Origin of the sequence: Nostoc sp., assembly GCF_036917315.1 — a bacterium.
Lineage (GTDB): Bacteria > Cyanobacteriota > Cyanobacteriia > Cyanobacteriales > Nostocaceae > Nostoc.
On sequence record NZ_JBALDR010000029.1, the window covers coordinates 350,729 to 363,572 of the forward strand.

General features: G+C 44.3%; 12 protein-coding genes. 3 read left to right on the forward strand and 9 right to left on the reverse strand.

The annotated features are described in order from the left end of the window. Positions 1 to 105: 105 nt before the first annotated feature. The 3 genes from V7K84_RS14075 to V7K84_RS14085 all read right to left on the reverse strand — a co-directional run bounded on the left by V7K84_RS14075 (position 106) and on the right by V7K84_RS14085 (position 3,624). Positions 106 to 1,185 (reverse strand): fatty acid desaturase, encoded by a 1,080-nt coding sequence (locus V7K84_RS14075; RefSeq protein ID WP_334838864.1) that lies wholly within the window; start codon positions 1,183 to 1,185, stop codon positions 106 to 108. 220 nt (positions 1,186 to 1,405) lie between these two features. Beyond that, the gene (locus V7K84_RS14080) at positions 1,406 to 2,458 is read right to left on the reverse strand and encodes a fatty acid desaturase (protein WP_334838866.1); all 1,053 of its coding nucleotides are present in this window, start codon (positions 2,456 to 2,458) and stop codon (positions 1,406 to 1,408) included. Positions 2,459 to 2,802: 344 nt separating this feature from the next. Continuing rightward, positions 2,803 to 3,624, reverse strand: a complete 822-nt coding sequence (locus tag V7K84_RS14085; protein WP_334838867.1) for an acyl-CoA desaturase — start codon at positions 3,622 to 3,624, stop codon at positions 2,803 to 2,805. A 90-nt stretch (positions 3,625 to 3,714) separates the two neighbouring features. Here V7K84_RS14085 and V7K84_RS14090 point away from each other — a divergent pair, with 90 nt between their 5' ends. Together V7K84_RS14090 and V7K84_RS14095 are read left to right on the forward strand one after the other, a co-directional pair. Next, on the forward strand, positions 3,715 to 4,965 hold the full coding sequence (locus V7K84_RS14090; protein ID WP_334838869.1) for a methionine gamma-lyase family protein: 1,251 nt from the start codon (positions 3,715 to 3,717) through the stop codon (positions 4,963 to 4,965). After that, positions 4,965 to 5,813 carry an alpha/beta fold hydrolase gene (locus tag V7K84_RS14095; RefSeq protein WP_334720207.1) on the forward strand — a complete coding sequence of 283 codons (849 nt, stop codon included), beginning with the start codon at positions 4,965 to 4,967 and terminating at the stop codon, positions 5,811 to 5,813. Before V7K84_RS14090 ends, V7K84_RS14095 begins: the two co-directional genes overlap by 1 nt. A 182-nt stretch (positions 5,814 to 5,995) precedes the next feature. On the opposite strand, the gene V7K84_RS14100 is transcribed toward V7K84_RS14095, so the two are convergent. The 5 genes from V7K84_RS14100 to carA all read right to left on the reverse strand — a co-directional run bounded on the left by V7K84_RS14100 (position 5,996) and on the right by carA (position 10,475). Further along, the gene (locus V7K84_RS14100; protein WP_334838871.1) at positions 5,996 to 6,298 is read right to left on the reverse strand and encodes a DUF1816 domain-containing protein; all 303 of its coding nucleotides are present in this window, start codon (positions 6,296 to 6,298) and stop codon (positions 5,996 to 5,998) included. Between the two features lie 86 nt (positions 6,299 to 6,384). Further along, the gene (gene rlmB / locus V7K84_RS14105) at positions 6,385 to 7,617 is read right to left on the reverse strand and encodes a 23S rRNA (guanosine(2251)-2'-O)-methyltransferase RlmB (protein WP_334838873.1); all 1,233 of its coding nucleotides are present in this window, start codon (positions 7,615 to 7,617) and stop codon (positions 6,385 to 6,387) included. A 92-nt stretch (positions 7,618 to 7,709) separates the two neighbouring features. Continuing rightward, positions 7,710 to 8,189 (reverse strand): Mini-ribonuclease 3, encoded by a 480-nt coding sequence (locus tag V7K84_RS14110; protein WP_334838876.1) that lies wholly within the window; start codon positions 8,187 to 8,189, stop codon positions 7,710 to 7,712. Between the two features lie 582 nt (positions 8,190 to 8,771). Further along, positions 8,772 to 9,137 (reverse strand): STAS domain-containing protein, encoded by a 366-nt coding sequence (locus V7K84_RS14115; protein WP_084227153.1) that lies wholly within the window; start codon positions 9,135 to 9,137, stop codon positions 8,772 to 8,774. Between the two features lie 174 nt (positions 9,138 to 9,311). Next, the gene (gene carA, locus V7K84_RS14120) at positions 9,312 to 10,475 is read right to left on the reverse strand and encodes a glutamine-hydrolyzing carbamoyl-phosphate synthase small subunit (protein ID WP_334838878.1); all 1,164 of its coding nucleotides are present in this window, start codon (positions 10,473 to 10,475) and stop codon (positions 9,312 to 9,314) included. Positions 10,476 to 10,732: 257 nt separating this feature from the next. On the opposite strand from carA, the gene V7K84_RS14125 reads away from it, so the two are divergent. After that, positions 10,733 to 11,773 (forward strand): retropepsin-like aspartic protease family protein, encoded by a 1,041-nt coding sequence (locus V7K84_RS14125; protein WP_334838880.1) that lies wholly within the window; start codon positions 10,733 to 10,735, stop codon positions 11,771 to 11,773. Here the strand turns inward: V7K84_RS14125 and trpD are convergent. Next, entirely contained in the window at positions 11,703 to 12,770 is a 1,068-nt protein-coding gene (trpD, locus tag V7K84_RS14130) for an anthranilate phosphoribosyltransferase (protein ID WP_334838882.1), read from the reverse strand. The genes V7K84_RS14125 and trpD overlap by 71 nt on opposite strands. Positions 12,771 to 12,844 lie beyond the last annotated feature (74 nt).

Sequence of the window (12,844 nt, forward strand, 5' to 3'; positions counted from 1 at the left end):
CATCATGGTGAACAACATCAAAAGCAAGCCAGCTTAAGTTATTAGACTTCTTCTATAAATCAAAAGCCCTCCCCCAAGCTTGGGAGAGGGCTTTTGAAATAGGCTCTAGTCTTTAGCTAACTTGTTGTTGGATGTGTAGTAAACCTTACTACCAGTATCAGGTACAAAATGGCAGCTGACACATGAACGCCATAATGACTTCCAAATAGGTTCTTCCGATTTGTGGAAATACTCACCCATCACTGGTTTTATTGCCTCAGTTGCCTTCAGTAAATTGTAGTGAGGGATGTTAAGGAATATATGGTGAGCAACATGAGTACCAATATCGTGATGGATATGATTAACCAAACCATAATCACGGTCAATACTAGAAATTGCGCCTTTCAAAAAAGTCCAATCTTCTCCACGATACCAGGGAAGTTCTGGCTCAGTGTGGTGCAAGAATGTCACCAAATCTAGCCAAACTATGAACACAAGATAGGGCACAGCATAATATTTCAGCAACCACATCCAACCCCATTGGTAGGTGAGGAAACCGAGCAAGCCTACCATGCCAATCAAAAGTATAGTACTAGTGAGGACATCCCATTTTTCCGATGGTTTGAAAAGCGAACTGCTGGGCATAAAGTGGGAGCCTTCTTTATTAGGAGAACGCTTAAACAGATACACAGGATAAGCCAAGAGAAAAACATAATACCTGCCTATCTTTTGGGCTAAAGGCATCTCCTTATATTGTGATTCCGTCACAGGATACCAGCTTTCATCGTTATCGATATTGCCAGTATTTTTGTGATGGGTTCTATGGCTGATCCGCCAACCATGATAAGGAACAAGTATTGGTGTGTGAGAAAGATGTCCAATCAAATCATTGAGCCATTTATGCTTAGAAAAAGATTGATGTCCGCAGTCATGCCCGACTACAAACAAAGCCCAAAACATCGTTCCTTGCATGAGCCAGAAAATCGGGAAGAAAAGCCAAGAATCCAGGTAATTAGCTACTGCATAAAGCAGACCGATAATTAGGATGTCACGAAAAAAGTAAAAAAGTGATTTTGTTACATTGGGCTGAAAGCATTCAGCGGGGATTGCAGCTTTTAAATCTTGAAGAGTGAAAGGTAATTTAGTGGAATCCTCAGACGTTTCGCAGCCAGGAGGATTGTTGAACGTGATGGTATCTAATTGCACTGGATTCTTTTGTTGGATATAAATCGGAACTTTATTTGAGACAAGATAATCTCACCTCTAGGATGCCCACGAAACTAGCGATCGCTAACACCAAAGAAGATAATTTTTGGCAATTTAGCTAACAATTTTTAGTTAGTAAAAAGTCGCCAAATTCTATTTAAACACAGCATGATAAACGCTCTCGTTGAGTTCAAGAGCGTGAGTGTAGTCACAGTGCTATTTATTGCTCTGTATAATGTTCGTCGAAAGTCTTATAGCCAACATCAGTTGTGTATAGTTGACATTGGTCTGTAATTTGCTTCATTAAAGGCCAAGAAAACTGACACTCATCATGTAGATAAGGCTCCCAATTTTCTTTGATGCTGCTGTAAGCTAGCCGCAAATTATAAGAAGGAATCGCAGTGGAAATATGATGAGGGACATGAACATTGATATCATGGCACAGGATTTCTACCCAACGTGGATAATCACAATGAATAGTTCCAGATAGCTGTGCTAGAGCTTCGTTCCACTTGTTCGCTGTCGCAAAAGGAACATCTGCGGCAGTGTGGTGAACAATAGTAAAAGTACTCATCCAAAAATGGTAAATCATCCAGGGTACTAGCCAAAACTTGACAAAGCCCCAGATACCAGTTGTAGCGATCAGAGCCGGGAAAGCGATCGCTGCAAACACAACTACTACAGCTACAGACAGCTTGATACTCGATTGGTCTTTCGTTTTGAAGTTCCGCCAATCAAAATGCACCACAGCCCAATGTCCAATGGAACCTACCCACCAGAAGCGTTTACGCATGAACAGTTTAAAAGCAGACTGTCGGGTTTTATCCCAATTTTCAAACACTTCTGGTCTAATTGGATGCCAAGCGTTATCCTCATCCAACTTGTTGGTATGAGTATGGTGATAATTATGCTTAATGCGCCAACTATGAAAGGGGTAAATTAACGGCATCATAAAGAAATGCCCTACCAAATCATTTACCCAACGACGTTTGGCAAAAGACCTGTGACCGCAATCATGGCCAATTACAAAAAAACCTGTTAAAGCAGTGCCCGTAAAAATCCAAGCAAGGGGCAAGAGAAACCAAAAAGTGATAATCAGGCTGTAATAGCCCAAGCCGACTGCCAAGACACTCAGTAGGGCTTGTGTCCAAGCTTTGCGACGGTTCTGCTGAAAACATTCGCGTGGCAGGGTTTTAACAATATCTTTGAGCCGAAAGTCGGAATTACTAGGCTCGTCACTTAGTTTCTGGCTATTAATTATTGATGTAGTCATGGACACCTAAAAAACAACAAACTCCTCCACCAAGTCACCAAAAAGTAACTTGCCGTAAAAATTCTTCACATTAGCGCTTCGGATTATAGCAACCTAACCGACACAAGCGCACCCGTAAGTAAATAGCTTTTTGAAAAGTTAGGAGTTAGGAGCGATCAATTAAAAACGTTACACATCCTAACTCCTGTACAGACGCGATTAATGAGCCAGCGCGTTGCGGTGAATCCAGCGCTGTAGGCGGGTTTCCCGCCGTAGGTGACTGGTGTTAGCGTAGCGGTAGCGACGTTAGGAGCGTCACCCGAAGGGGGGTTTCCCCCGTTGTAGCGACTGGCGTCGCGTCTCTCCTAACTAACTTTCGTTGGGGCCAACTTCACATTAGTAGCCAGACCAACTGCTTGTAGCAATTGAACTGTCATCCAGGTTAAATCGATTTCCCACCATTCCAGCCCATGACGAGCTGAGTATTGAAAGGCATGATGGTTATTGTGCCAGCCTTCACCGAAAACTAGTACAGCTACCCACCAGCAATTAGTCGAGCGATCGCCAGAATCATAGCTCCGATAGCCAAATTTATGAGTCGCGCTGTTCACCAACCAAGTGCAGTGGTAAACCCAGACAATGCGAACAAAAATTCCCCAGATGACGAATGACCAGCCACCTAGAAGCAAAAGCAATACACCCAGAGCAACCTGGATTAAAATGAAATATTTTTCTAAAAACTGATACACTGGGTCTTCGGCAATGTCTTTGGTGAAACGAGGAACATCAGCGTGAGCGGGACAGTAGTGAATCAGCCAATCCATGTGGCTCCACCAGAAGCCTTTATTAGAATCATGCGGATCGGCATCAGTATCTGAGTTTAAATGATGAATGCGGTGTGTCCCAATCCACTCAATTGGGCCTCCTTGACAGGAGAGTGTCCCGAAGAAAACCAGGAGATACTCCAGCCACTTGGGAGTTTGAAAACTGCGGTGAGTAACAAGACGGTGAAATCCGAGAGTAACTCCTAAACCACCTGTTACCCAGTACAGCAAGAAACCCACACCAACTGCCGTCCAGCTAAAGTTACCAGGAACAAAGGCAAATAAAGCGCCGATATGCAGTCCAATGAAAAACAGGGTATTAACCCAGTTAACTTGAGGTTTGGTTGAAGTAGCAATTGTCATGCAGTAACCTGAATTTGAATTTTCCAGCCTAGTCTGCGCGATCTAAAAATCCGCATATCTATAAATTTAATTTTTTTGAACGAGGAACTGATGAACAGCTTAGAACAGCTGCGGCAAGCAGAACAGGCACTATTAGAAATTTTTTCTGGAATTGACACTCAGGTCAAGCATAATCTAAAACGAGTGCTGGATGCTTTTCGTAATCACCGTGTAGGGGCACACCACTTTGCTGGTGTAAGTGGCTATGGTCATGATGATTTAGGACGAGAAACTTTAGATAAAGTTTTTGCCGAAGTTATGGGTGCTGAAGCTGCGGCTGTACGAGTGCAGTTCGTTTCGGGAACTCATGCGATCGCCTGTGCTTTGTTTGGTGTTCTCCGTCCTGGAGATGAAATGTTAGCAGTGGTCGGTTCTCCCTACGATACGCTTGAAGAAGTCATTGGTTTACGGGGTCAAGGTCAAGGCTCTCTTATCGAGTTTGGCATAAATTACCGTCAATTGGAGCTAACCCCAGGAGGAACTATAGATTGGCAAGCTTTAACTACTAGTGTGGCTGAAAACACTCGTTTAGTCTTAATTCAGCGCTCTTGTGGCTATTCTTGGCGTCCTAGTTTATCAATTACTGATATTGAAAAAATCGTCCACTTAGTCAAACAGCAAAATCCGAACACCGTTTGCTTTGTGGATAACTGCTATGGCGAATTTATTGAAACCAGGGAACCCACAGCCGTAGGTGCCGATTTAATGGCGGGGTCATTGATTAAAAATCCTGGTGGCACCATTGTCAGCGCTGGTGGTTATGTCGCCGGTCGTGCCGACTTAGTGGAAGCATCCGCCTGTCGCCTCACTGCTCCCGGTATTGGTAGTTATGGCGGTGCTACTTTTGACCAAAATCGCCTGCTGTTCCAAGGCTTATTTCTCGCGCCGCAGATGGTAGGAGAGGCGATGAAAGGGACTTATCTTACTGGTTATGTATTTGATAAACTGGGTTATCCAGTAAATCCCGCACCTCTTGCTCCCCGTGGGGATGTAATTCAGGCAATTAAACTCGGTTCTGCCGAAAAGCTAATTGCTTTCTGTAAAGCGATACAACAGCATTCTCCCATCGGTTCCTACTTAGATCCTATTCCAGATGATATGCCGGGGTATGAGAGCCAGGTGGTCATGGCTGGGGGGACATTTATTGAAGGGAGTACTTTGGAATTATCAGCAGATGGGCCTTTGCGTGAACCGTATGTGGTTTATTGCCAGGGTGGGACTCATTGGACTCATGTAGCGATCGCCCTCGAAGCTGCGATCGATGCAGTTGGCACTATCGATAGACAGAAAAAGGGAGAGTAATGAGCGATCGCCACACCACAACTGCTGCACGTCTCAATGTCTACACCCAAGGTCAAGGATTCCCAATTTTGGGCTTACACGGTCATCCTGGTACTGGTCGTAGTCTTTCTGTCTTTACCAATCATTTATCAAAACGCTACAAAACTTTTGCCCCTGATTTACGTGGATACGGCAAAAGCCGCTACAACGGCAATTTTGAGATGAATGACCATTTGACTGATTTAGAAGCGCTTCTAGACCGTTTGCAGATTGAAAAGTGCTTAGTATTAGGATGGTCACTGGGCGGCATCCTGGCAATGGAGATGGCATTACGTTTGCCAGAACGCGTTACTGGGCTGATTTTAGTGGCGACAGCTGCAAAACCCCGTGGCAGTCATCCTCCTATCACTTGGCAGGATAATTTATATACTGGCATTGCTGCGCTATTGAACTATATAAAACCGAGTTGGCAATGGAATATTGAAACTTTTGGTAAGCGATCGCTTTTTCGCTACTTAATCCAACAACATACATCTATTACTTACAATTACATTGCCAAAGAAGCAGTACCAGCTTATTTGCAAACTTCTCCTGCTGCTACTCGCGCCCTCTATAGTGCAATTCAATCAGGATACAATCGGGTGCTAGATTTGCAACAAATACAATGTCCCAGTTTAGTACTTGCTGGCGAACAAGACCGCCACATTACATCTGATTCCAGCTTACAAACTGCTCAACATCTCAACAATTCTCAGTGGCAGTGCTATCCCAACACCGCCCATCTTTTTCCGTGGGAAGTTCCCCAGCAGGTGCTAAATGATATTGACCATTGGCTTGAAGTTCATCCCCAGGTAATTGGTAGTCAATAGTCTAAATATTTAATATTAAAAACAATATTTAAAAAAATTTTGACTATTGACGAAGAAGAAAAGGAAAGATGTGGTGACGCAATGAATGAAAAAGACGCAATAACCCCCGGTAAAAGGATTTTCTATGTCTTTATGTCTTTACGTCTTTGCATCAGACCATCCTTTTCATTCTCAGGCCTAACTTAAATTTGACCGCCAAAGGCAGGCTGTACTTTGCGGTCAAATCTTTCCCCCAAGTCGTCAGCAATTGTTAAGTTACTAGGTTTGCAACGCTTGACATTCACAATAATTCCCTGCGCTCCTTCAAGTTCCAAATCTTCTATGTATCCTTTGCTTGCTAATGTTGCATCAGAAGAACTTAGAAATGGCCCGAAGTAATACGTGCAACGGGGATTCTGCGTCACAATTTCTACCCACCAAGCCAAGCCGATGTAGTCGAATGTGTTAATTAACACTTCCTTGAGGTTATGCCAAATGGTTTTCATGGTTTTAGCCGATTTCTAAACGTCTACAGGGTGTTAAACGATATGTTGCTTTATTATCTTTTACATTTCTTTATACTCTGTTACTGTTATTTTTTCAAAGAGAATTTTTGCAATTTATCTAAGTGCAGCGTATTTAGCGATCGCTGACGATAAATCTCATAAAGCGCCATACCCGCTGCTACAGAAGCATTCAGGCTGGGGGTCTTACCCTGTAGAGGAATCGATACTAAAAAATCACAAGAGCGTTGAGTTAACATACCCAGACCTTCACCTTCTGAGCCAATTACCAAAACGATTGGGCCAGTGAAATTGACTGTATGCACAGGTTCGCTGCCACTTGCAGCAGTACCGTAAATCCAAAAGCCAGCTTCTTTTAATTCTTCTAAGGAACGGCTGAGGTTGACAACTCTAGCTACAGCAAAATTTTCTAAAGCGCCTGCTGCCACTTTCATGACAGTGGAAGTGATCCCAGATGCCCTTCTTTGGGGAATTACTAATCCTTGAGCGCCTATTGCTTCGGCAGTGCGAATAATTGCTCCCAAGTTGTGGGGATCGGTAATTCCGTCAGCTACAACAATTACAGCATCAGTTACAGATTTGCATTGCTCAATTAGATCGGGCAATTCGATGTAAGCGTAGGGAGCAATTTGTGCTGCCACACCTTGGTGATTAGCGCCGTTGGTGAGATAGTCTAAACGCTTGGGTTCAACTTCATCAATAACTGTGCCATTTTCCTTTGCTTGCAAGAGAAAATGGTGAAAGCTGGGATCGTACCGCAGACGGGTAGTAATCCATAGACGGTTAAGATTGCGCTGATTTTGCAATGCACTCAATACTGGATGACGACCGTAGATGAGATCGTTATCTTCTTCTGTAGATTGTGTAGATACAGATGGCTGGGAGAAATTATTATTTCTTTGCCGGGAGTTGCCATAACTGGCGTTGCTATCTATTTTCCTGGGGTTGCGATTCGGATTAACAACAGAGATGGTGTTGCCATCTACTTTTCTGGGGTTGCGAGTTGGATTCTCAACAGAGATGGCGTTGCTATCTATTTTCCTGGGGTTGCGATTCGGATTAACAACAGAGATGGTGTTGCCATCTACTTTTCTGGGGTTGCGAGTTGGATTCTCGACAGAGATGGGATTGCTATCTATTTTCCTGGGGTTGCGAGTCGGATTTGCAACAGAGATGGGGTTGCTATCTACTTTTCTGGGATTGCGAGTCGGATTAGTTACAACACGCTTACCTTTAATTTTTACGGGTTGTCTCCGATTGGGTTCGCTAGAAGTTTTGACTTTTCTGGGTTTATCCTGCATTTGAGTTATCGATATAGCGTATGGTTGAATGTTCCGATTACCTCAATTTTTTGAACCTAATCTAGTGTTGTGGCTACTGCGAAATTGAGTTTTCACTCTTTTTCTAGATGAAGTATTTGCAACAGTTCGGTTAGACGTTGGTAATCGGTGATATATAAGTAGCCTATTAAGGTTTCTAGACTAGTTGCCTGTTGATAAATTTCGGGATTAAGTCGCTTAGGGCGTCCTGTTGCGGCGTTTCTACCCCGTCGGACAATTTCTAATTCGGTATCCCTGAGATGAGGAATTAGCGATCGCAAATGTAGCGCTTGTGTTTCTGCTCTTACCTGCTCCACTACCAGACGATGGTAAATTCCTGACCGCTGCAATGGCAGCAGATAGAACATTCTAACATACAACTCATAAATTGCATCCCCCAAATATGCTAAAGCACTAGGAGAAATTTGTTGCACTTGTGAGAGGGAAATCTGTTGGAATGGCCCTGTGGTTGCCAAGAGTGCTTCAGTCCAAGACAAGCTCCGTTTGGGAGTTTCATCTTGTCCATCTAATAGCTCTTCCTCCTGTGACTTCACAAATAAATCATTCCTTGACGGGCTACATTTGGCAGGCATTCTTCGCAAAGACTGATTTTTCTGAAGTATGCCGTGATAGTATACTTAGCATAATCAATACTATCAAAATTACTTCCTAATTTCATCTTTTTGATGGAGAGTTGGCATTTTAAATCACCCTGATGTCAACATCTATAAACCAAATTTCGCCTACTTATTGTGGTCTGCGCCTAAGATAGGGTAAAATTTTGACATCAAATTCACCCTTCTACTTGGTAGCATTGCCATACTTACTGAGTAAACGACAACTTTTAACTATACAGCATCAAGTCAAGTCTATCTATAAACAAATCTGCTGGCTTTGTATTTCTTACAACAAATATCTCAGACTTGATTATTTATCCAATATTGTAGCCAACGATTACATACCCAAGAGTTGGGTGTTTATATCTTTAGTTATTACTCAACTTTAAACATAATAGCTCAACTGGCTTTATGCCTCTCCCACAAGGAGAGAGGTTTTATGCCAGAAGTTTTAAAAATTAAGCTATCCGATATTAAATCTGGATAGCTAAATTTAACTCTCAGATCGAGCAATCAAGACTACTTGACGTTTTCTAGAGCGTCTTCAACTGATTTTTGCAGGGAGAGAAACTTCTCTAGGCGAACAAGCTTGACCGTTTGAGTTACGCGGGCATTTGTAACAATTTGCAAAGTGCCATCAGCAGTTTGAGCTTGCTTGGCTAGCTGCACCAGAGCGCCCAAGCCAGAGCTGTCAACAAAATCAATTTGTGAGAGATCCAAAATAATGTGCTTAGGACCCTCGTCTATCTTGCTGCCAAGTGTCTTGCGAAATGTCGGCTCGGAAAAAGCATCTAACAAACCTGTGAGGCGGAATAGCTGACAGTTATCCCGGACTTCACGAGTGCCCCTCAGGCTAACGGTTAGATTCAGTGGCTCAGCAATAATTCCCTCCTCATGAGTTAAAGTGAACGCTCAAGTATAGATGGTTTTTGAGCAAGTTGTCTACAATCTGTTGAAATAGGGGATTGGGCACAAGAGGCAGAGGGAAGGGTGCAGAGGGGAGGAATTTTCTCCCTGCTTCCTGCTCCCTGCTCCCTGCTTCTTCCCCATTCCCTATTTTTACCTCACCTCTGCCACGGCTTGACGTGCTGTTCGCATGGATTGAACAAATTGCTCAAACAAGTAATCAGCATCGTGTGGGCCAGGACTAGCTTCTGGGTGATACTGTACGGAGAACACAGGTAGAGATTTGTGCCGTACCCCGGCAATGGTGCGATCGTTTAAGTTTAGGTGGCTAATTTCCACAACTGCCGTAGGTAAGGAATCTGGGTCAATAGCAAAACTATGGTTTTGGCTAGTAATTTCTACCCGTTGTTGTAAACCGGCAGGCTGATTCAAACCACGATGACCAAATTTAAGTTTATAAGTTTCTGCCCCTAGTGCATGACCTAAAATTTGGTGTCCCATACAAATACCAAAGATGGGTTTTTCACTTAACAGGAGTGCTTTGGCAGTTGCAATCCCTTCAGTGACGGCAGCAGGGTCGCCAGGGCCATTAGAAAGAAACACACCATCTGGATTGTATTTGAGAATATCCTCTGGTGGTGTATCAGCAGGTACAACAATTACCCGGCAACCATAACTTACTAAGCGACGTAAGATATTGCGTTTAACGCCAAAGTCAAGGGCAACAACGGTAAAGGCTTCTCCAAGATTTTCCCCAGCCTCAGAGTTAAATTCCCAAGCTGGAATTGTGGGATCGGACCATTCATAAGCCGTTGAGGTGGTGACTTCCCGAACCAGATTCAATCCTGCCATGTTGGGTGCTGCCTGTACCTGCTCTAGCAATTCCGCTTCATCAAGAATGGTTGTAGAAATGCCACCGTTCATCGCTCCGAACATCCGAATTTTGCGGGTGAGAGCGCGGGTATCAATGCCGTAAATCCCTGGTATTTGGTTTTGTTTGAGGTAATCAGGTAAAGTTTGTGTCGATCGCCAGTTACTTGGACGGTGACAAATATTGCGGGCGATCGCACCCCGCACTTGGGGGCCATCTGATTCTTCATCTTCCAGATTTACGCCAGTATTCCCCAATTCAGGATAGGTAAAAATCACAATCTGACCGCGGTAACTAGGATCGGTCAGGACTTCTTGATAGCCGGTCATGCCAGTGTTGAACACTACTTCTCCGATCGCGGTTCCCGTCGCACCAAAAGACCAACCGCGATAAGTGGTTCCATCTGCTAGGACAAGTAAAGCTGGTATTGAGTCAGTCAGGGGCATAGGTGATAGGATTGGGGATTGGGCATGGGGCATTGAAAAGAGGCAGAGGGGCGGGGTGCGAGGGGCAGAGGGGAAAACTCTTCTCCCTGCTCCCTGCTCCCTGCTCCCTATTCCCCACTCCCTATTCCTTAATACTGCGATTGTTAATTATCCCATGAGTTGAGCAATTGGGAGTTTTTAAGATAGTTAATTAAAATTAAAAGGGAATTAAAGTAGCGGGAGTGGATTTGGCAAAGCTTGGGCAGTTAAAATTAATTATGCTTCAGTCTTTTTTATCCCGTGCAACCCTAATTTTTGTATCAAGCGCTCTAGCGGTTTTGTGCGTTGCCTGTAGTGAAGACAAACAAAACACTGCGATTGTTGGCAATGAGCAACCAACACCAGTTGGGGATCTTGCATCAAGAAAGCCTACCGTTGAACCAGTAAGACCAGCAGCTAGCCCAGAAGCGCAGCCGCTAGATCCGTTTGAAAGTGAACCAAGTCTTTTTGAGATCGGACGAGACAAAGCTGTTGGCGCTTGGAGTATCAGCCAATCGGCTCAATCTCCAGATGATTGGAAATTGGTGGCGAGTCAGTATCAGGAGGCGATCGCGCTGATGCGAAAAATACGGCGACAAAGCCCAGAATTTGCGATCGCTCAAACCAAAATTAAGGAATATCGCCGCCAGGTTAAATATGCCCAACAGCAAGCAAATCCTCGCCCAGTTGCAGTTAGAGAACCTCAAAAAATAGTCGTTGTTGTTCCCCAAAGAGAAACCACACCAAAGTTCACTTTACCTCCTATACAAGCAAAACCGTTATCACCAGAGCCAGGTTTGCCTTCATCAGCAGTGGTGATTCCCGATGAAGCAGTATTCACAGCGCCGATAAAAAGGCGAATTGGTGGTACGCCGATTGTGGAAGTCACGTTTAATGGCCAGCAACAATTTGAGATGATTGTGGATACGGGAGCAAGTGGCACTGTAATTACCCAAGATATGGCTAATGCTTTGGGAATCGTGACAGTGGGAAAAGCTAAGGCAAATACCGCGAGTTCCAGAGCGGTAGAATTTCCTGTGGGCTATGTTAATTCGATGGCCGTTGGCGGCGTAATAGTGAATAAAATACCAGTAGCGATCGCAGGTGCAGAACTAGAAACCGGACTTCTAGGACATGACTTTTTTGGCAACTACGATGTCACTATTAAACGTAATGTCGTAGAGTTTCGCCCGCAATTGCGATCGCAAATCAATTCCCCAGAAACTCAACCAACTCCTCCAACTTCGTCCAAGCTGCCCCGCTTTGTAGGATATCCTTAGCGATTTTAATACCTTGGGCGTGATTTAGGAGTGCGATCGTACCCGCGACTTGCAACGCCAACGAAGCATTTAAGGCAACTGCATCTTGTTGTGCCTGAGTTCCCTTACCTTGGAGTACAGCCTTGAGAATCAGTGCATTTTCTTGGACATCTCCACCCCGAAGCATACCTATGGAAGCAGGCGTTAAATCTAAATCTAGGGGATTAATAGTAGTTAACTGTACTTCTCCGTCTGATAAAACCGCCAAGTCAGTTTCATCTCCCAACCCAGCCTCATCAAGTTTTTCTCGCCCGTGCAGCACAATCGCCTTTTCCTTGCCCAAATTCTGTAAAGCTTCAGCAACAGTTGCCAAAAGCTTGGGAGTAAATAAGCCTACTACCTGCCCAGTTGGACGCAAGGGGTTTACTAACGGCCCCAGCAAATTAAAAATTGTTCGCACTTTCAAAGTCCGCCTTAATGACGCAACCGCCTTGAGTGCTGGATGCCAACCAGGGGCAAACAAGAAAGTGATCCCGACTTCTTGTAGTGCTGCTTGTACTTTTTCACTAGAGGCACTCAAGTTTACACCCAAGGCTTCCAATACATCTGCACTTCCTGTGAGACTTGAGGCTGAACGATTGCCGTGTTTGGCGACAGGTATACCAGATGCTGCGGCGACAAATGCAACGGCTGTAGAAATATTAAAGGTTGATGAACCATCTCCACCAGTGCCACAGGTATCTATTACAGTGCTGAGTGATGAGTGGTGAGTGCTGAGTGGGGAACATTGAGATTGTAATACTTCAGCCATGCCGGTCAACTCGTCGGCAGAAATGCCTCTAAAGTTGAGCGCTGTTAAAATAGCCCCTGATAACTCTGGGGGAACCGCTTCACTGAGCCATCCTTGCATCAATTCAGCAGATTGAGTACGGGACAAAGATTGGCCATCTATTAATTGTTGCAGCAGGACATACCAGCTAGCAGAGGATTCTTGAGCAGGGATTGGGGAAGTTACCATAGCTAAGGTTTGTATGTTGTAGCTATATTGAGAGCTATGGGGTTATCCTACCGGAAAATTGGAAGCGATCAAAG